This window comes from uncultured Oscillibacter sp., from assembly GCF_947654275.1.
Classification (GTDB): Bacteria; Bacillota; Clostridia; order Oscillospirales; family Oscillospiraceae; genus Oscillibacter.
On the sequence record NZ_CANTJS010000015.1, the window covers coordinates 1 to 17,284 of the forward strand.

Genomic DNA, 17,284 nt, shown 5'->3' on the forward strand with positions numbered 1-17,284 from the left:
ACAGCCTGGGCGCAAAAAACAGCCTGGGCGCAAAAAACAGCCTGGGCGCAAAAAAACAGCCTGGGCGCAAAAAAACAGCCTGGGCGCAAAAAAACAGCCTGGGCGCAAAAAACAGCCTGGGCGCAAAAAACAGCCTGGGCGCACAAAAAAGGCCGGGACAGAGCCCGGCCCCTGCAGATTCGTTTTTCGTACGGAAGGCTACACCAGTTCCCCCGCGCTTTCCTCCCGCAGGGGCAGGGTCTGAAAAATCTCGGCCTCGATGCGCTCATAGGCCTCCGGCCCCCGGGAACGGCGCAGCCGCCCGCCCAGCCGCTCGCCGCCCCCAAACAGGTGAATCAGATAGAACCAGACTTCCTTCATCCGCTGGGAGGCCGGATGCTTCTGCCCGTACAGCGCCTGATATCCCTGGTACAGCGCCGCCGTAAAGGCCTCCAGCTCCACCCGGGAGGCGGGCGGTCCGCCCCGGAGCTTCCTGGGCAGGGCCGGGTCCGCCACGGCCCCCCGGCCAATCATCACCGCCTCCAGCGCCGGAAACCGGGCCTCCAGGGCCCGGACCTCTCCAGGGGTTCGCAGGTCCCCGTTGTAGCACAGAGGGATTCTGCCCTCCGCCATGGCCAGGGAAACCGCGTCCAGATGGAGGGGGCCCCGGTATTTCTCCGGCCTGGTCCGGGGATGAACGGTGAGGCAGGCGATGGGGTAGCGATTGTAAATCTCCAGCAGCCGGGGGAACTCCTCCGGGCTGTCATATCCCAGCCGGGTCTTCACCGACACCGCCGCCGGCAGGGGCCGGGAGAAGACCTCCTCAAAAAAGCGGTCCAGCCCCTCCGGGTCCCGGAGGAAGCCGGAGCCCTTTCCCTTGGCGGCAACGGTGCCGGAGGGGCAGCCCAGATTCAGGTTCACCTCGCCATAGCCCATGTCCGCCAGTATCTCCGCCGCCCACAGAAAGTCCGATGCCCGGCGGGTCATCACCTGGGGCACCACAGGCAGCCCCCGATTTACCTCTGGGTCCACCTCCTTCCGGTGCCGGTCTGTCAGAATGTGCTGGTCCGTGGGGGAAAAGAAGGGGATGAAAAACCGGTCCGCCCCGCCGAAAAATTCCTGCCACGTCCGGCGGAACACGGATTTGGTGATGCCGTCCAGAGGGGCGAAGTCTACCCGGGAGATCATCGCGAAGCTTCTCCCCATTCGGGGGGGTGGAACCCCACGCGGGAAAAAGCCTCTTCCCACTCGGCGGGCCGGAACCCCGTGAGGACAAATCCGTCCCCCACCAGAATAGGCCGCTTCACCAGCATCCCGTCCGTGGCCAGCAGGGCCAGCTGCTCCTCCTCGGACATCCCGGGCAGCTTGTCCTTCAGACCCAGGGCCTTATATTGGAGGCCGCTGGTATTGAAGAAGCGTTTCAGAGGCAGGCCGCTGGCAACCCGCCAGGCCCGCAGCTCCTCCGCCGTGGGATGATCCTCCTTGATGTCCCTGAGCTCACAGGGCGCGCCTTTTTCCTCCAGCCACTTTTTCGCCTTCTGGCAGGTGGAGCACTTGGGATAGTACACAAACAGCATGGCTCTTTCCTCCTTCATTTTCGCATTCCCGTTTTCTGCCGGCTCACAGAATCAGCAGCTCCCTGGGGGCCTTTGTCAGACTGCGGCTGCCCTCCGGGGTAATCTGAATCACGTTCTCGATGCGGACGCCCAGCTTTCCGGGGATATAAATCCCCGGCTCCGCCGAGATCACCGCCCCCGCCGGCAGGGGGCTTTCGTTGGTGGGGGAGGCGTTGGGGGCCTCGTGAATCTCCACCCCCAGGCTGTGGCCGAAGCTGTGGGTGAAGTATTCCCCATAGCCCGCCTCACGGATGACCTCCCTGGCGGCGGCGTCCACCGCCTTTCCGGTGACGCCGGCCCGGGCGGAGGCAATGCCCGCCTTCTGGGCGGCCAGAACCGTCTCATAGACCCGGCGCATCTCCTCCGTCGCGCTGCCCACCGCCACGGTGCGGGTCATGTCGGAGCAGTAGCCCTGATAAACGCAGCCAAAGTCCATGGTGACAAACTCCCCGGCCCGGATTTCCTTCTCCGAGGGAACCCCGTGGGGCAGGCTTCCGTTGGGCCCGGAGACCACAATGGGGTCAAAGGACATGTCCGACGCGCCATGGCGGAGCATCAGATACTGAAGCCTGGCGGCAATCTCCTTTTCCGTCACGCCGGGGCGAATCTCCTTCAGAATCTCCTCCAGGGCCCGTTCGGCAATGCCCTGGGCAGCCTCCATGGCGGCCAGCTCTCCCGCGTCCTTGCTGTGCCGGAGCTTTGTCACCAGGTCCGAGGCGGGGACCATCTCACAGGGGAATTTCCACTGGGCCATGGCCTTCTGAAAACGGCCGTGCTCCCGGACGCTCATCTCCGCGTCCTCAAAGCCCAGGCGGCGGATGCTTTTCAAAAAGACCAGGTCATGGAGCTGAACCGTCAGGCCCCGGCCCGTTTTGGTCTCCCGGAGCTCCGCGTTCTCCAGACAGCGGCCCGCCGCCTCGGTATACCGGGCGTCGGTGAAGAAATAGGCGGGTCCCTTCCGGGGCACCAGACAGGCGGCGTCGCCGCCGGGGGTGAAAAAGCCGGCGGCATAAAACCGGTTGGCCTGGCCTGTGAGCAGCACGGCGTCCAGGTCCTCCGCCGCCAGGGCGGCCTGTATGACTTTGATGTGATTCATAGCGGTCCCTTCCTGTCATGTTTTCATTGCCGGGGACGGACTTTGCGCCCGGCCCCTGTTATAGAGGGGCGCTGTCCCCTCCCGTTCTTCCGGGCCCTCCATGCTTCCGGCATACGGGCGGCCCCCGCATAAAAAATATACGCTTTGGACACCCCCGGCCCTACCAGTCGTGGCGCGAGCTTCCGAGCCAGTTTTCCTCCAACACATCCATGACCCGTTCAATCTTCCAGAAGCATTCCGGGTCGTCCAGGGTATCGTCGTCCAGCGCACGGGCAATCATCTCCAGCATCCGTACCGCTCTGGAATCCACCGCCCTGTAAATATCCTGCATCACCCCGGCCTGCTTCATGTAGGCCAAAACCGCCTCGCCAATGGACAGCGCCAGCATCGTTTCCCGTGTACGCCGCTCCCGATCGTCCAAATCCTCAAGCAGCACAAAATCGGAACCCATAAAAAGCCCTCCTTTTTGACATCCTGTGAATGTCATTTGTCCCTACAGGATATCATAAAATATCCAAAATGACAATCACTAAATGTCAAGGATGTTTTTATGTACAAGAATTATGCCCCAGATGGGAAACATAATCTTTGCGGCTCCCAAGTAGCCGCCTTGCGCAAGGCAAGAACGCCGAAGCTGTCCCAGCGGGGCCTGGCGGATCTGCTCCAGCTGGGCGGTCTGGACGTGGACAAAAACGCGGTTCAGCGCATTGAGAGCGGAGAGCGCTTCGTCACGGATATCGAGCTGAAAGCCCTGGCCCAGGCGCTGGGCGTCACAGTGGAAAAATTATTGGAACCGTAGGAGCTCCGGAAATCCGGGGCTCCTGCTGTTTTATTCTCCCTGCACAGCATTCCCCTTCGGAGAACGGAGGGCCCTCAGCGCGGGAGGGACTCCAGCCGGGCAAGGATCTTCTCCCGGTATTCCGCATGACGGGGCATCCCGCCCCCCAGCCCGCCCCGCTTGGGCAGCTGGAGCCGGAGAAAATCCCCGTTCCGGAAGGTGATGGAGCAGTTGACCGCGCCCATGATGGCCTTTTTGATTTCGCAGTGCCGGATATCTTCGAAGGGGAAGCACACGCCCACGTCCTCGGCCACCGTCTTCCGGGAGTCCCTGATTTTGGGATACGCGGCGGTCAGATATTGCCGTTCCTCGCATTCAGCAACCAGCAGATACTGCCCGGTGACGCCGATATACACGTCAAAATAGGATGTTTTTTTCTTGTTCACCTGCAGGGTGATGCCGTGAATGCCCGCCTGGAGAATCTCCCCCTCTGGCAGGCAGTCTCCCAAAACACGGTTCATGTTGGCCTCGTCAAATATACCTGCCATACATTCAGCTCCTTTCCGTCTCCAGCGCCGCCCTGACAAATCCGCAAAACAGCGGATGGGGCCGGTCGGGCCGGCTCTTGAACTCCGGGTGAAACTGAACGCCCACAAACCAGGGGTGGGCGGGAAGCTCTACAATCTCCACCAGCCGTCCGTCCGGGGACAGGCCCGCCAGAGCCAGGCCCTTTTCCTCCATCACGGTCCGGTATTCGTTGCTGAACTCGAAGCGGTGGCGGTGCCGCTCGCTGATTTCCGCCGTCCCGTAGAGCACCCGGCTCCTGGTCCCCTCACCGAGGATGCAGGGATACCGGCCCAGACGCATGGTGCCGCCCTTGTCGGTGACGCCCACCTGGTCCGGCATCAGATCAATGACGGGATGGGCGGCGGTCCGGTCAAACTCGGAGGAATGGGCGTCTGTCAGGCCGCAGACGTGGCGGGCAAACTCAATGACAGCCATCTGCATCCCCAGGCAGATTCCAAAATAGGGGACCCCGTTCTCCCGGGCGTATTTGACAGCGGCAATCATGCCCTCCACGCCCCGCTCTCCGAAGCCGCCGGGCACCAGCACGCCGCCGCAGCCCGCCAGCCGCTCCGCCGCATTCTCCGCCGTCAGCTCCTCGGAGTCCACCCAGCGGATGGATACCACGGCGTCGTTGGCGGTGCCGGCGTGGTTCAGGGACTCCACCACCGAGAGATAGGCGTCGTGAAGCTGGGTGTACTTGCCCACCAGGGCGATTTCCACCCGGCGGCGGGCGTTCTTCTCCCGCTTCACCATGGCGGTCCACTCCCGCAGATCCGGCTGGTGGGTAATCAGGCCCAGCTTCCGGCAGACCGCCTCGTCCAGGCCCTCCTTCGCCATCAGCAGGGGAACCTCATAGAGGGTTTCGGCGGTGGCGTTCTGAATCACGCAGTCCCGCTCCACATTGCAGAAAAGGGATATCTTTTTCCGCACATCATCGGATATGGGGGCGTCGCAGCGGCAGACCAGAATGTCCGGCTGAATGCCCAAGGAGGACAGCTCCTTTACAGAGTGCTGGGTGGGCTTGGATTTCAGTTCCCCGGTGCCGGGGACCTGAACGACAAGGGGAACGTGGATGAAGGCCACGTCTCCCCGGGGCCGCTCCGCTCCGATCTGTCGGATGGCCTCCAGAAAAGGCTGGGATTCAATGTCGCCCACGGTGCCGCCGATTTCGCAGATCACCACATCCACGTCTTCCTCTGCCATGCCGTAAACCCGGCGCTTGATCTCGTCGGTAATGTGGGGAATAATCTGGACGGTGGCCCCCAGATAGTCTCCCCGGCGTTCCCGGTTCAGAACGGACCAGTAAATTTTTCCGGAGGAAATGGAGCTGTTGCCGGAAAGGTCCTCGTCCACAAAGCGCTCGTAGTGGCCCAGGTCCAGGTCGGTCTCCGCCCCGTCCCCGGTGACAAAAACCTCGCCGTGCTGATAAGGGCTCATAGTGCCGGGGTCCACATTGATATAGGGATCGAATTTCTGATTCCGCACCCGGACCCCCCGCTGCTTCAGCAGCCTGCCCAGCGACGCGGCGCAAATGCCCTTTCCAAGGCCGGACACCACGCCGCCGGTGACAAAAACGTATTTGGTGGACATGCCGGTTCCCCTCCTTTGAATATCAGTATATCCCATTTCTGTCAAAAACACGGTTTAATATAGCACCAGTCCCCCCAGCTTGTCAACGGATCTTTGCCGGCATCCAGGGCCGCTGCCGGCCTTTCCGGCCGGACATGTTCTCTTTTCTCCGGCAGAGTGCATGACCTGCCGCGCCATTTTCGTCAGATTTTGTAAAAAACGCCCATTGACTTTATCCGTTTAAAGCTGTATAGTACAAAAGCAGAACAGGCCGGAGCGCAGAGAGGAGAGCATTTTATGAATACAAACATCATCGCCGCCGCTCTCACGGGTACGTATTTCCGCTTTATCAAGGTCCGCTATGCGGGCCGTTTTGAGCGTGGAAAAAAGGCGTCCGGCTGAACAGGTGCGTTTTTGCTGATGAAAAGCGGCTCTGTTTTCGGACAGGGCCGCTTTTTATAATGAATTCCCGCAAATCACTTGTAAATTTAAGGAGATTGGTAACGATGAAGAAGAAACTGCTTGCATGGATCCTGGCCGGCGCGCTGGCCCTGAGTCTGGCCGCCTGCGGCGGCAATTCCGGCGGAGACTCTGCCGGTTCCGGAGCTTCCGGCGACGCCGGGACCCAGGAGCCCGCCGGCCCCGCCCCCTCCGACGCCTCCGGCGAGACCTACACGGTGGGCATTTCCCAGTATGTCGTTCACGACGCGCTGGACGCCGCCACCAAAGGCTTTCAGGACGCGCTGAACGAGCTGCTGCCCGGTCAGGTGACCTTCGACTATCAGAATGCCGCCGAAGACACCGCTAACTGCGCCACCATCGCCAACGCCTTTGTGGCCGACGGGGTGGACCTCATCATGGCAAACGCCACCCCGGCCCTTCAGGCCGCTGCCGCCGCCACCGGCGACATCCCCATTCTGGGCACCTCCGTCACGGAGTACGGCGTGGCCTTCGGCATTGAGAACTTCTCCGGCACCGTAGGCGGCAACATCTCCGGCACCTCTGACCTGGCCCCCCTGGACCAGCAGGCGGCCATGATTCAGGAGTGGTATCCCGACGCCAAAACCGTGGGTCTGCTCTACTGCTCCAACGAGGCAAACAGCCAATACCAGGTGGACACCGTCCAGGGCTATCTGGAGGGCCTGGGCTTCGCCTGCACGCAATACCCCTTCGCTGATTCCAACGATATCGCGGCTGTCTGCCAGACCGCCGCAGACAACAGCGACGTACTCTATATTCCCACAGACAACTCCGCCGCCGCCAACAAAGGCAATATAGACAACATCTGCCGGGGCAACATCCCCGTGTTCTGCGGCGAGGAGGGCATCTGCGCCGGCTGCGGCGTGGCCACCCTGTCCATCAGCTACTATGACATCGGCTACAAAACCGGCGAAATGGCCGCTCAGATCCTCACCGGCCAGGCGGACATCTCCACCATGCCCATTGAGTACGCCCCTGAGTTCGTGAAAAAGTACAACCCCACCATCTGCGCCGACCTGGGCGTGGCGGCTCCCGCGGACTACGAAGCCATCGGCTGACCGGCTGTCCTTCCGGCGGACGGCGGAGCTTCCGGGCTCCGCCGCCTGCCGGGGCGTCCTCTCAATTAGGGGTCGGGAATGAGGAATGTCGGTTTCTGAAATTCCTGATTCCTGACTCTTAATCTCTTATTCTGAAAGGGGTTTTCCTATGCTCAACTTCATCGGCGCGCTGCCGGGGGCCGTCTCCCAGGGGCTCATCTGGGGCCTGATGGCCATCGGCGTTTACATCACCTATAAAATTCTGGACATTGCCGACCTGACGGTGGACGGCTCCTTCTGCACCGGCGGCGCGGTCTTCGTGGTGCTGTTCGGCCAGGGGGTCAACATCTGGGCGGCGATGCTGGCGGCCCTGCTGGCAGGGATGCTGGCGGGGCTGGCCACCGGCCTGCTCCACACCGCCTGCGGCATCCCGGCCATTCTGGCGGGCATCCTGACCCAGCTGGGATTGTGGTCCATCAACCTGGCCATTATGGGCATGAAGGCCAATGTAGCCATCAATGTCACCAACCCGGACAATCTTGACCGGCTGCTGGTGTCCCTGCGCTTTGTCCAGGACGTGGCCAAGGGAAACCGGCCCTTCATCCGGCACCCCATTTTGGTGGTGGGCCTGTTCACCGCCGCCGTCATCGCGGTGCTGTACGCCTTTTTCGGCACGGAGCTGGGGGCGGCCCTCCGGGCCACCGGCGCAAACCCCAACATGGCCCGGGCCCAGGGCATCAACACCGACACCGGCAAGGTGCTGGGCCTGATGATTTCCAACGGCCTGGTGGCCCTGTCCGGGGCTCTGCTCAGCCAGTATCAGAGCTTTGCAGACTCCAGCATGGGCAAGGGCGCCATTGTCATCGGCCTGGCGGCGGTCATCATCGGTCAGGTGGTCTTCGGCAAGGTCTTCCGGAACTTCGCTCTGAAGCTGCTGGCGGTCTCCATCGGCGCGATCATCTACTATATCGTCATTCAGGCGGTGGTAAGCCTCAGCAACATCAACACCAACTACCTGAAGCTGATTTCCGCAGTCATCGTGGCGGTATTCCTGGCCATTCCCTACTGGAAGGGCCGCTATTTCACCAAAACCAGCCATAAGGGAGGGTCCGCCCATGCTTGAGATCAAGGGAATCTGGAAAACCTTCAACGCCGGAACGGTCAACGAGAAGCAGGCTCTTCGGGGTGTGGATCTGACGCTGAAGGAGGGCGATTTCTGCACCGTCATCGGAGGCAACGGCGCGGGCAAATCCACCATGCTTAACGCAGTGGCGGGCGCCTGGGCCGTGGACGAGGGGTCCATCTCCATCGGAGGCGCCGACGTCACCCATCTGCCGGAGCACAAGCGGGCGGCCTACATCGGCCGGGTTTTTCAGGACCCCATGATGGGCACCGCCCCCTCCATGCAGATTATTGAAAACCTGGCCCTGGCGGCCCGCCGGGGCCAGCGGCGGGGTCTCCGCTGGGGCATCACACGGGAGGAGAAGACCCGCTATCAGGACATGCTGCAAAAGCTGGACCTGGGCCTTGAAGACCGGCTGACCAGCAAGGTGGGCCTGCTTTCCGGCGGCCAGCGGCAGGCGCTGACGCTGCTGATGGCCTCATTGAAAAAGCCCCGGCTGCTGCTGCTGGACGAGCACACCGCCGCCCTGGACCCCAAGACGGCGGCCAAGGTGCTGGCCCTGTCGGATAAGATTGTGGCGGAGAGCGGCCTGACCACCATGATGGTCACCCACAACATGAAGGATGCCATACAGCACGGAAACCGGCTCATTATGATGTACGACGGGAAAATTGTCATTGACGTCTCCGGCGAGGAGAAAAAGAAGCTCACGGTCCCCCAGCTGCTGGAGCTGTTCAGCAAGGTCAGCGGCAGCGACGAGGCGGACGATAAGCTGCTTTTGTCCTGAGTGAATGAGAAATTAGGAATTAGGAATTGGCCTCTGAACAGGATAAATTTCTAATTCCTAATTCTTAACTCCTGAGTCTTCGCCGCGTTAAATCGTTTTTGTGCAAATCGACAGTTGACAAATGTGCGCCGTCTGCGTATAATGCAAAGCAATCAAGGAAAACCTGTGACCAGGAGAAGTACCCGGGAAGGCTGCCTTTCAGAGAGCCGCGGATGGTGGAATCGCGGCAGAGAGCATTCCGGCGAATGGCCCTGGGAGGGCGGAGCGAACGGTCTTTGACCCAGTAGCGGCCGACGGGGACCGCACCCGTTACCAGGGCGGCGCGTATGAAGTACGCGGAGCGAGGGGGTGCGTTCGCACCAACTTGGGTGGTACCGCAGGATGAAAGTCTTGTCCCAAATTGGGACGGGGCTTTTTTATTTTTAATGAGAAATGAGGAATTTCTGATTTCCTCCCCACTTTCTCATTCCCAACTTAAGAAAAGAGGACTTTTCTATGAAGCTTTACACAAAACGATGGCGTTTCCGTTCAGAACGGTAAATTCCTCATTCCTCATTTCTGATTCCTGATTGAAGGAGGGCCCTTCCATGACGCTTCTGACAAAACGATGGCGTTTCCGTCCAGGACGGCAAACCCCAAATTTCTCATTCCTAATTCCTCATTCCTAATTTTGATAAGTAAGGAGAATCTATCATGACCAACATGAAAAAATTGGCCGCTCTGCTGCTGACCCTGTCCCTGACCCTGGCCCTGACCGCCTGCGGCGGAAAAGACTCCGGCGGTTCCGGAACCTCCGCGCCCTCCAACGGCTCCGGCAGCTCCGGCGAGGACGCCCCCCACTACACCATCGGCATCTCCCAGTATGGCGAGCACGGCTCCCTGGACAACTGCCGGATCGGCTTCCTTCAGGGTCTGGCGGAGGCCGGCATCGTGGAAGGCGAAAACCTCACCGTGGACTATCAGAACGCCGGCTTTGACGACAGCATCGCCACCCAGATCGGCCAGTCCTTCTCCGCCTCCGGCGTCGACCTGATGGTGGCCGTCGCCACCCCCTCCGCCACGGCCTGCTTCGCCGCCGCCGAGGACAAGGACATCCCCGTGATTTTCACCGCCATCACCGACCCCGTGGGGGCCAAGCTGGATTCCGGCAACATCACCGGCACCTCCGATGTGCTCCCGGTGGCGGGCCAGCTCCAGCTGATCCGGGACCTCCAGCCCCAGGCCAAAACCGTGGGCATCGTCTACACCACCAGCGAGGCCAATTCCGTCTACTCCGTCGGCGTCTATGAGGACCTGGCGGCGGACTACGGCCTTACCATCGAGACCGTGGGCGTCACCGCTCAGTCCGAGGTCACCCAGGCCGTGGACACCCTGATTTCCCGGGGCGTGGACTGCATCTCCAACCTGACGGACAACACCGTGGTGGGCGTTCTCCCCGCCATTCTGGAGAAAACCAACGAGGCCGGCATCCCCGTCTATGGCTCCGAGGTGGAGCAGATGAAGCTGGGCTGTGTGGCCGGCGCGGGCCTGGACTATATCAAGCTGGGCATCCAGACCGGTCAGATGGCCGCCAAGGTCCTCAAGGGTGAGGCCGCCTGTCAGGACCTGCCCTATGAAATCATCGAGAACTTCGACCTCTATATCAATCCCGAGACCCTGGACGCCATGGGACTGGTGATTCCCGAGAGCGTGTCCAGCAATGCCATTGACGTCACCGCCTAAAATAATGAGGAATGAGGAGTTAGGAATTAGGAATTGCTCTCCTGATTCAGAAAATCCCTAATTCCTCATTCCTAATTTCTAATTTTCAGGAGTCTTTATGAAGTTAGTTACCTGTTTATATGAGGGTCAGGAGCGTGTAGGACTGCTGGCCACAGGGGGAACTCTGGAAAAGCCCGCCACGGAAGTGGTCTTCCTGCCCTATCCGGACATGAATGCCCTGATTGAGGCCGCCGCAAACCCGAAGGTCCTGGACCAGCTGGGAGAGTATTACTACATCCAGGGCGTGCCCCTGGAGGATGTCACGCTGCTGGCCCCCATCCCCCGGCCCCGGCAGGACGTCATCTGCCTGGGCATGAACTACCGGGCCCACGCCGCCGAGGCCGCCCAGTACGACGCGGAGGCCTTCACCAAGGAGGCGCCGGCGGTGTACTTCTCCAAGCGGGTCAGCCGGGCCGGGGACCCGGAGGGGGTGATTCCCTGTTACAAGGGGCTGGTGAAGCGGCTGGACTATGAAGCGGAGCTGGCGGTCATCATCGGCAGGACCGCAAAAAACGTAAAGGCGGAGGACGCCGGGGATTATATCTTCGGCTACACCGTCCTCAACGACGTGTCCGCCCGGGATTTGCAGACGGGCCACAAGCAGTGGTATTTCGGCAAGAGCCTGGACGGCTTCACCCCCATGGGCCCCTGCATCCTCACCGCCGGCAAGGTTCCCTTCCCCCCGGCTCTGGACATCTCCTGCACGGTCAACGGCCGGGAGCGCCAGAGGTCCAACACCTCCCTGCTGATTCACGGCATTCCGGAAATCATCGAGGAGCTGAGCCGGGGCATGACCCTGCTGCCGGGGACCATCATCGCCACCGGCACCCCCGCCGGGGTGGGCATGGGGATGGACCCGCCGGAGTTCCTGAAATACGGCGACGTGGTGGAGTGCGCCATCGAGGACATCGGCACCTTACGCAGCACCATTCGTTAGAATTAGGAATTAGGAATGAGGAATTAGGAATTGCTTTCCTCATCCAAATCATTCCTAATTCCTAACTCCTCATTCCTCATTGATTTTAAAGGAGCCTTGTAATATGCTGGACCTTCTCATCAGCACCCTGACACAGGGCCTGATTTACGCCCTGATTTCCTTCGGGGTCTACATTACCTATTCCATTCTGGACTTCCCGGACCTGGGTGTGGACGGCACCTTTCCCCTGGGGGCCGCCGTGACGGCGGTGCTGCTGACTCAGGGGGTCAACGCCTGGCTGACCCTGCCCATCTCCCTGCTGGTAGGGGCCCTGGCGGGCCTGTTCACCGGCCTGGTTCACGTGAAGCTGGGGGTCCGGAACCTGCTGGCGGGCATCATCACCATGACCGCCCTGTTCTCCATCAACCTCCAGATTGCCGGGTCCAACCTGACGGTGGACCGGGGAACGGACACCATCTTCACCTCCGCCCCCGTCATGGCCCTGCTGGGGGACATGACTCTGATGGGCCGGAAGCTGGTGGTCTCCCTGGTGCTGGTGGCCCTGGTGAAGCTGGTGCTGGATGCCTATTTCCGCACCAGGTCCGGCCTGCTGCTCCGGGCGGTGGGCGACAACGCGGGCCTGGTCACCACCCTGGCCAAGGACCGGGGCACGGTGAAAATCGCGGGTCTGGCCCTCTCCAACGCCCTGGTGGCCCTGGGGGGCTGCGTGGTGGTCCACGAGCAGCGGAGCTTTTCCGCCACCATGGGCACCGGCCAGCTGGTTTACGGTCTGGCGGCGGTGATTATCGGCGTCTCCCTTACCAACTTCTTTGCCGCCGGGCCCCTGGCCCAGACCCTCCGGAAAACCAGGACCCTCCGCTGGCTGTCCCATCCCGCCGGAACCACGTCGGTGATTCTGGGCAGCATCCTCTATAAGCTCTGCATCCAGGCGGCCCTGAGCATGGGCCTGCCGGCCAACATGATGAAGCTGATGACGGCGGCGCTGTTTCTGCTGGTTCTGGTGGTATCAGGACGGAAGGGGGAGGAAATCATCCATGCTTGAGATTCGGGACATCACAAAGGTCTATAACCCCGGTTCCGTCACGGAACACCGGCTGTTTGAGAACTTTTCCCTCACCGTGGAGGAAGGCCAGTTCGTGTCCATCGTGGGCAGCAACGGCAGCGGCAAGACCTCCCTGCTGAACATCATCTGCGGCTCCATCCCCATTGAGGGGGGCGACGTGCTGGTGGACGGAACCAGCATCTCCAGACTGAAGGATTACCAGCGCTACGTCTCCATGGGCCGGGTTTACCAGAATCCGGCGGCGGGGACCTGTCCCAACCTGACCATGCTGGAAAATCTCTCTCTTGCGGACAACAAGGGCAAGTCCTTCAACCTCCGCCGGGGCGTGGACCGGAGGCGGGCCGAGGGCTACCGGGAGCAGCTCCGGTCCCTGGGTCTGGGGCTGGAGGACCATCTGGACGTGAAAATGGGGGCCCTCTCCGGCGGCCAGCGGCAGGCCGTGGCCCTGCTGATGGCCACCATGGCCCCCCTGCGCTTCCTGATTCTGGACGAACACACCGCCGCCCTGGACCCCAAGACGGCGGACGCCGTCATGACCCTGACGGACCGGGTGGTCCGGGAGAAAAAACTCACGGCCCTGATGGTGACCCACAACCTCCGCTACGCCGTGGAGTACGGCGACCGGGTGCTGATGATGAACCAGGGCCATGTGGTTCTGGACCGGGCGGGGGAGGAGAAGAAAAACACCTCCATCGACAGCATCCTGGGGATGTTCAACCAGATTTCCATTGAGTGCGGGAACTGAGCTCCCTGCAATGGAGCGCGAAAAGCATGAAAAGCGGAACGGCTTTACAGCCGTTCCGCTTTTTATGTACTCCGCCGCCGGTCAAATCAGGACGCAGCATCTGCCATTCCCCTTCCCGGCTCAGGCCAGCAGGTCCAGCTCCCGGTACGCCTCCAGCCGGGCGGCGATGCCGTCCCAGCTGGGGCCGGCCTTCAAAAACTCATAGTCGCTCCAGATGCGTTCCAGCTCCGCCCGGACCTGGGGAATCTCCCGGAGCTCTCCATCGGCGGTCCGGCAGTAGTAGCCCGTCAGCAGGGCGCAGGGAATGAGACCGGTCTCGGGGCTCCGGGCCTGGTCCAGACGGGAGTTGCAGGCCTCCAGATACAGGCTCAGCTCCGTCAGCGTGTGGGTTCCCTCCAGATCAAAGGCCTGGAAGGGGCCGCAAGGGCCCGGAATCTCCCCGTTCATGCGGAAATAGGCCGGGTCGTCCTCCATCTCCGTGACCCGCTCATAGATGACGTCCATGCGCTGGAATTCCTCCTCCGGCAGCTCCCCCCGGAAGGAGTGAAGGGCGATCTCCGCCGCCTCGTCCAGGCGGCCCAGGGCCTGGCAGCCCGGCAGAACCGCCAGGCGGTCCCCCAGCTTCCCCATCCGGGCCATGGTGAACAGGCTCCATATCCAGCAGCCGTCCTCCCCCAGCTCCTCGGCCCGTTCCTCCACGCCGGCGATGACCTCATTCAGCAGCAGGGGGGCCTCCTCCAGCCGTCCAATGCGGTCGGAGCAGTCGTCGGTCAGCGTGTCGCCCACGGCCTCATAAATCTCATCCCGGGCGCTGTAAATGGTATCCGCCTGACTGAGGCGCAGAAACGCCCGTTCCAGCTCTCCCCGCTCCATGTGCTCCACACCCAGGTCGTAGCAGGCACGGGCCAGACCCGTATCGTCTCCCCTCTGGCGGCAGTCCTCCAGCCGCTCCGCCGTAGACAGGGACGCCTTGCCCTTCTTTTGGAAAAAACCAAACATACTCAAGTTCATTCCTCTCTGTATCTGTGTCTCTGTGGTATCTGTGTATCTCTGTATCTGTATGGGGACTGTGGTTCCGCGCAGTCGTCTCAGTATAGCACAGCGCCGCCCCCGCCGTCAACCGGAAGCGTCCCGGCGGAGGCGTCCGCTGGCGCATTTTATCAGAAGATGGGGGCGGGCCTTACGCCTGCACCCTGCGGGGGCTGCGTCCCGTCTTATGGGGCTCCGGCGCTCCTGGGGAAATGGCCTGGTCAGGGGACCAGGCCCCACAGGGTGTTCTGCCGGTAGAAGAGGTATAGGGCCCGGCAGCACCGGTTAACAGCCCCCTCAGCCCTCCTCCACGTCCCGCACCCGGAGGACGGTCCCCTCCACGGAAAATTTGACCTCCAGCCCCGCGAAGCAAAAGCCGTAGACCCTCCGGGGGTCCTCCTGATACCGGGGCCGGGGATCCAGGGCCAGCACGCCCCGCAGGGCCTCCCGCCGCTCCGGGGGCACCCGCTCCAGCAGCTCCGGCGGGAACTCCACCGTCAGGGCCTCCCGGTCCGGCGGTTCTGCGGCAAAGCCCCCCAGGGCCTCCGGCACGCAGTCGGCATAGGGGATGTAGGGCTTGATGTCCAGAATGGGGGTGCCGTCCATCAGGTCCGCCCCCCGGATACGGAGCACCGGCCCCAGGTCCGCCGTCTCCTCAATCCCCGTCAGCGCCACGGCGGACAGGGCGATGGGATTGGGCCGGAAGGGGGACCGGGTGGCGAAGACCCCCAGCCGGGCGTTGCCCCCCAGCCGGGGAGGCCGCACCGTGGGAGACCAGGATTTCTCCCCGCTTTCCCGAACCGCCTGGTCGAAGACCCACACCAGCCACACATGGGAAAAGCCCTCCAGACCCCGGAGAGCGGCGGCGTTCCGGTATTCCGGCTCAAACACCACCGCCGCCTCCAGGGCGTCCACCAGACCGCTCTGACGGGGCACGCCGAACTTGCTGGAAAAATCGCTGCGGACCCGGGCGATGGTCCGCATATGGAAGTCCTGAGACATGGCCGTCCCTCCTTATATAAATAGCCGTCGAAAAGCTGTCGAAATAGCCGCCGAAAAGCTGTCGAAAAACAGGGAACCGGCTCCTTCAGCCTGCCGGAAACCGCCCGTCCGGCGGGTCACCGTCCAGACAGCCGGAGCAGGGAATGCACCGCCTTTCCTGACGGCTTCAAACTAGCCGCATCCGGCGGACAGATTGAACCGTCTCCCGGTCCCCCTCTTTTTTTCTGATTCCAGCATAACACAAAGCCCTTTCGGATACAATCATCATTATCCCGGACAGCGGCAGACCGCCGGAGCCGCTCCTTTCGGAACCGCACCGGCGGTCTGTCTGTCCTTTGAAACTGCTGTTAGAAATGCGTTTTGCCGGGGGTTGCGCTGTTTTCCATATCCGTCAGGTCTCCATCCCGGTCATGGACCTGGCCGTTCCGGACCATCTGTTTATAGTCAACGCCCTGGTTCTGCCGGACAGCTCCGCCGTCCATGGCATCCTCCACCAGGTCCCCGGCGCCGGTGAGGGCGTCCCGGGCGTCATCCGCTAAATCGCCGCCTATGCTGCCGGTCCGGTCGTTGGCGGCATTGGTTCCGCTCCGGTTCCGGCTGCTGTTTCCGCCAATCACACCGTCATTCCGTTCCCCTTTGGAAACGCCGTCCCGGTCTCCGGCGGCGGAATCATTCCAATCGCCTCCGGTTCCCTCGCTCCGGCTCATATCGCTGCCGCAGGCGGTCAGCGCCAGGGCCAGCAGAAGGGCTGTCAGCAAAAGATTCAGTCGTCTTTTCAAAAGGATCCTCTCCCTTCACACGGCGTCCGCCGCGTTTGTGTCGCACCGTGACACCCAGTGAATCCACAGGACTATTGTCTCCCCTCTTCTCCGGTACAGCCAAGGAACTTTCAGGAAGCGCATCCGATCTTTTGCTCCGTTTTCCGCTTTGCGAAAAACCGGCTCCTTACGGAACACATATGCCAGCCCTCCGCCGCCTCTATTGCAGAAACACAGACCTGTCCGGCGGCATACGGGGGCCGCCGTCCGCATACCAGTAAGCAGAGGCCCCGCCGGTTTTCTCCTCTTTTATGGAAAAAGCAGAAGCTGCGCGGAACCGGTAGCCCCGGAGCGGCGGAAGCTCCCTCTGTCCGGCGTCCGGGACGCAAAATCCCGGAATGTTTGTCCGCGGGGTAAAAACACCAAAATTAGTTAAATTTTTTTAAAAAACCGGAAGGTAATCGGTTTAACAACCGGCCTGAATGGTCTAAACTACCAAAAGAACGTTTTCTTGCCTGAATTTTTTCTCAAATGTTTGTCAATTTATCCATTGACGGCAAGGAAAAAAGCGGTTATGATGTTAGTACAATAATGTGACAGAATGCTGTTCGCTTCAATCTGGTATCATAGAAAAGGAGAGCTGCAATATGTATACACAGGAAGTCACCGTCAACAACGAGGTCGGCCTGCATGCCCGGCCCGCCACCTTCTTTATCCAGAAGGCCAATGAATTCAAGAGCGGCATCTGGGTGGAAAAGGAGGACCGCCGCGTCAATGCCAAGAGCCTGCTGGGCGTTTTGTCTCTGGGCATTGTGAAGGGCACCCCCATCATGCTGATTGCCGACGGCACAGATGAGAAGGAAGCTGTCAGCGCTCTGGCAGAGCTGGTGAAGGACAACTTCGGTGAGTAATTGGATGGAAACCGTCCCTGTGCTGCCTGTCAGCGCAGGGCGGTTT

General features: G+C 61.4%; 18 protein-coding genes and 1 other annotated feature. Of the genes, 9 read left to right on the plus strand and 9 right to left on the minus strand.

What is annotated here, in order from left to right; translation table 11 throughout:
- Positions 1 to 198 precede the first annotated feature (198 nt).
- From Q0063_RS05605 to Q0063_RS05620, 4 genes are all read right to left on the minus strand, one after another.
- Entirely contained in the window at positions 199 to 1,167 is a 969-nt protein-coding gene (locus Q0063_RS05605; RefSeq protein ID WP_297870995.1) for a tRNA-dihydrouridine synthase, read from the minus strand.
- Positions 1,164 to 1,556 (minus strand): arsenate reductase family protein, encoded by a 393-nt coding sequence (locus tag Q0063_RS05610; protein WP_297870996.1) that lies wholly within the window; start codon positions 1,554 to 1,556, stop codon positions 1,164 to 1,166. The genes Q0063_RS05605 and Q0063_RS05610 overlap by 4 nt, the downstream gene beginning before the upstream one ends.
- A 43-nt stretch (positions 1,557 to 1,599) precedes the next feature.
- The gene (locus Q0063_RS05615) at positions 1,600 to 2,691 is read right to left on the minus strand and encodes an aminopeptidase P family protein (protein ID WP_297870997.1); all 1,092 of its coding nucleotides are present in this window, start codon (positions 2,689 to 2,691) and stop codon (positions 1,600 to 1,602) included.
- Positions 2,692 to 2,851: 160 nt separating this feature from the next.
- Entirely contained in the window at positions 2,852 to 3,142 is a 291-nt protein-coding gene (locus tag Q0063_RS05620; RefSeq protein WP_297870998.1) for a hypothetical protein, read from the minus strand.
- A 99-nt stretch (positions 3,143 to 3,241) separates the two neighbouring features.
- On the opposite strand from Q0063_RS05620, the gene Q0063_RS05625 reads away from it, so the two are divergent.
- Entirely contained in the window at positions 3,242 to 3,490 is a 249-nt protein-coding gene (locus Q0063_RS05625) for a helix-turn-helix domain-containing protein (RefSeq protein ID WP_297870999.1), read from the plus strand.
- Positions 3,491 to 3,564: 74 nt separating this feature from the next.
- Here the strand turns inward: Q0063_RS05625 and Q0063_RS05630 are convergent, their stop codons facing one another.
- The gene (locus Q0063_RS05630; RefSeq protein WP_297871000.1) at positions 3,565 to 4,017 is read right to left on the minus strand and encodes a hypothetical protein; all 453 of its coding nucleotides are present in this window, start codon (positions 4,015 to 4,017) and stop codon (positions 3,565 to 3,567) included.
- Between the two features lie 4 nt (positions 4,018 to 4,021).
- Complete coding sequence (locus Q0063_RS05635; RefSeq protein WP_297871001.1) at positions 4,022 to 5,626, minus strand: CTP synthase; 1,605 nt, start codon at positions 5,624 to 5,626, stop codon at positions 4,022 to 4,024.
- A gap of 485 nt (positions 5,627 to 6,111) precedes the next feature.
- Here Q0063_RS05635 and Q0063_RS05640 point away from each other — a divergent pair, with 485 nt between their 5' ends.
- From Q0063_RS05640 to Q0063_RS05670, 7 genes are all read left to right on the plus strand, one after another.
- Positions 6,112 to 7,143, plus strand: a complete 1,032-nt coding sequence (locus tag Q0063_RS05640; RefSeq protein WP_297871002.1) for an ABC transporter substrate-binding protein — start codon at positions 6,112 to 6,114, stop codon at positions 7,141 to 7,143.
- Positions 7,144 to 7,291: 148 nt separating this feature from the next.
- Positions 7,292 to 8,245 (plus strand): ABC transporter permease, encoded by a 954-nt coding sequence (locus Q0063_RS05645; RefSeq protein ID WP_297871003.1) that lies wholly within the window; start codon positions 7,292 to 7,294, stop codon positions 8,243 to 8,245.
- Positions 8,238 to 9,032 (plus strand): ABC transporter ATP-binding protein, encoded by a 795-nt coding sequence (locus Q0063_RS05650; RefSeq protein ID WP_297871004.1) that lies wholly within the window; start codon positions 8,238 to 8,240, stop codon positions 9,030 to 9,032. Before Q0063_RS05645 ends, Q0063_RS05650 begins: the two co-directional genes overlap by 8 nt.
- A gap of 156 nt (positions 9,033 to 9,188) precedes the next feature.
- Positions 9,189 to 9,433 (plus strand) — a binding site (T-box leader).
- 292 nt (positions 9,434 to 9,725) lie between these two features.
- Entirely contained in the window at positions 9,726 to 10,754 is a 1,029-nt protein-coding gene (locus Q0063_RS05655) for an ABC transporter substrate-binding protein (RefSeq protein ID WP_367180339.1), read from the plus strand.
- A gap of 97 nt (positions 10,755 to 10,851) precedes the next feature.
- Positions 10,852 to 11,730 (plus strand): fumarylacetoacetate hydrolase family protein, encoded by an 879-nt coding sequence (locus tag Q0063_RS05660; RefSeq protein WP_297871005.1) that lies wholly within the window; start codon positions 10,852 to 10,854, stop codon positions 11,728 to 11,730.
- Positions 11,731 to 11,833: 103 nt separating this feature from the next.
- Entirely contained in the window at positions 11,834 to 12,772 is a 939-nt protein-coding gene (locus tag Q0063_RS05665; protein ID WP_297871006.1) for an ABC transporter permease, read from the plus strand.
- Positions 12,765 to 13,538: an ABC transporter ATP-binding protein gene (locus Q0063_RS05670; RefSeq protein ID WP_297871007.1), complete on the plus strand. Its 774-nt coding sequence runs from the start codon at positions 12,765 to 12,767 to the stop codon at positions 13,536 to 13,538. The genes Q0063_RS05665 and Q0063_RS05670 overlap by 8 nt, the downstream gene beginning before the upstream one ends.
- Positions 13,539 to 13,658: 120 nt before the next feature.
- On the opposite strand, the gene Q0063_RS05675 is transcribed toward Q0063_RS05670, so the two are convergent.
- From Q0063_RS05675 to Q0063_RS05685, 3 genes are all read right to left on the minus strand, one after another.
- On the minus strand, positions 13,659 to 14,543 hold the full coding sequence (locus Q0063_RS05675) for a hypothetical protein (RefSeq protein ID WP_297871008.1): 885 nt from the start codon (positions 14,541 to 14,543) through the stop codon (positions 13,659 to 13,661).
- Positions 14,544 to 14,864: 321 nt separating this feature from the next.
- Positions 14,865 to 15,569: a tRNA (N6-threonylcarbamoyladenosine(37)-N6)-methyltransferase TrmO gene (gene tsaA / locus Q0063_RS05680; protein WP_297871009.1), complete on the minus strand. Its 705-nt coding sequence runs from the start codon at positions 15,567 to 15,569 to the stop codon at positions 14,865 to 14,867.
- A 347-nt stretch (positions 15,570 to 15,916) separates the two neighbouring features.
- Entirely contained in the window at positions 15,917 to 16,348 is a 432-nt protein-coding gene (locus Q0063_RS05685) for a hypothetical protein (RefSeq protein ID WP_297871010.1), read from the minus strand.
- Positions 16,349 to 16,974: 626 nt separating this feature from the next.
- On the opposite strand from Q0063_RS05685, the gene Q0063_RS05690 reads away from it, so the two are divergent.
- Positions 16,975 to 17,238 carry an HPr family phosphocarrier protein gene (locus Q0063_RS05690; RefSeq protein WP_297871011.1) on the plus strand — a complete coding sequence of 88 codons (264 nt, stop codon included), beginning with the start codon at positions 16,975 to 16,977 and terminating at the stop codon, positions 17,236 to 17,238.
- Positions 17,239 to 17,284: the final 46 nt, after the last annotated feature.

Coding starts and splice junctions, on each gene's coding strand:
- Q0063_RS05640 (WP_297871002.1), top strand. CDS start 6,112: ATGAAGAAGAAACTGCTTGCATGGATCCTGGCCGGCGCGCTGGCCCTG.
- Q0063_RS05625 (WP_297870999.1), top strand. CDS start 3,242: ATGTACAAGAATTATGCCCCAGATGGGAAACATAATCTTTGCGGCTCC.
- Q0063_RS05670 (WP_297871007.1), top strand. CDS start 12,765: ATGCTTGAGATTCGGGACATCACAAAGGTCTATAACCCCGGTTCCGTC.
- Q0063_RS05615 (WP_297870997.1), bottom strand. CDS start 2,691: ATGAATCACATCAAAGTCATACAGGCCGCCCTGGCGGCGGAGGACCTG.
- Q0063_RS05620 (WP_297870998.1), bottom strand. CDS start 3,142: ATGGGTTCCGATTTTGTGCTGCTTGAGGATTTGGACGATCGGGAGCGG.
- Q0063_RS05690 (WP_297871011.1), top strand. CDS start 16,975: ATGTATACACAGGAAGTCACCGTCAACAACGAGGTCGGCCTGCATGCC.
- Q0063_RS05645 (WP_297871003.1), top strand. CDS start 7,292: ATGCTCAACTTCATCGGCGCGCTGCCGGGGGCCGTCTCCCAGGGGCTC.
- Q0063_RS05665 (WP_297871006.1), top strand. CDS start 11,834: ATGCTGGACCTTCTCATCAGCACCCTGACACAGGGCCTGATTTACGCC.
- Q0063_RS05650 (WP_297871004.1), top strand. CDS start 8,238: ATGCTTGAGATCAAGGGAATCTGGAAAACCTTCAACGCCGGAACGGTC.
- tsaA (WP_297871009.1), bottom strand. CDS start 15,569: ATGTCTCAGGACTTCCATATGCGGACCATCGCCCGGGTCCGCAGCGAT.
- Q0063_RS05635 (WP_297871001.1), bottom strand. CDS start 5,626: ATGTCCACCAAATACGTTTTTGTCACCGGCGGCGTGGTGTCCGGCCTT.
- Q0063_RS05610 (WP_297870996.1), bottom strand. CDS start 1,556: ATGCTGTTTGTGTACTATCCCAAGTGCTCCACCTGCCAGAAGGCGAAA.
- Q0063_RS05605 (WP_297870995.1), bottom strand. CDS start 1,167: ATGATCTCCCGGGTAGACTTCGCCCCTCTGGACGGCATCACCAAATCC.
- Q0063_RS05655 (WP_367180339.1), top strand. CDS start 9,726: ATGACCAACATGAAAAAATTGGCCGCTCTGCTGCTGACCCTGTCCCTG.
- Q0063_RS05630 (WP_297871000.1), bottom strand. CDS start 4,017: ATGGCAGGTATATTTGACGAGGCCAACATGAACCGTGTTTTGGGAGAC.
- Q0063_RS05660 (WP_297871005.1), top strand. CDS start 10,852: ATGAAGTTAGTTACCTGTTTATATGAGGGTCAGGAGCGTGTAGGACTG.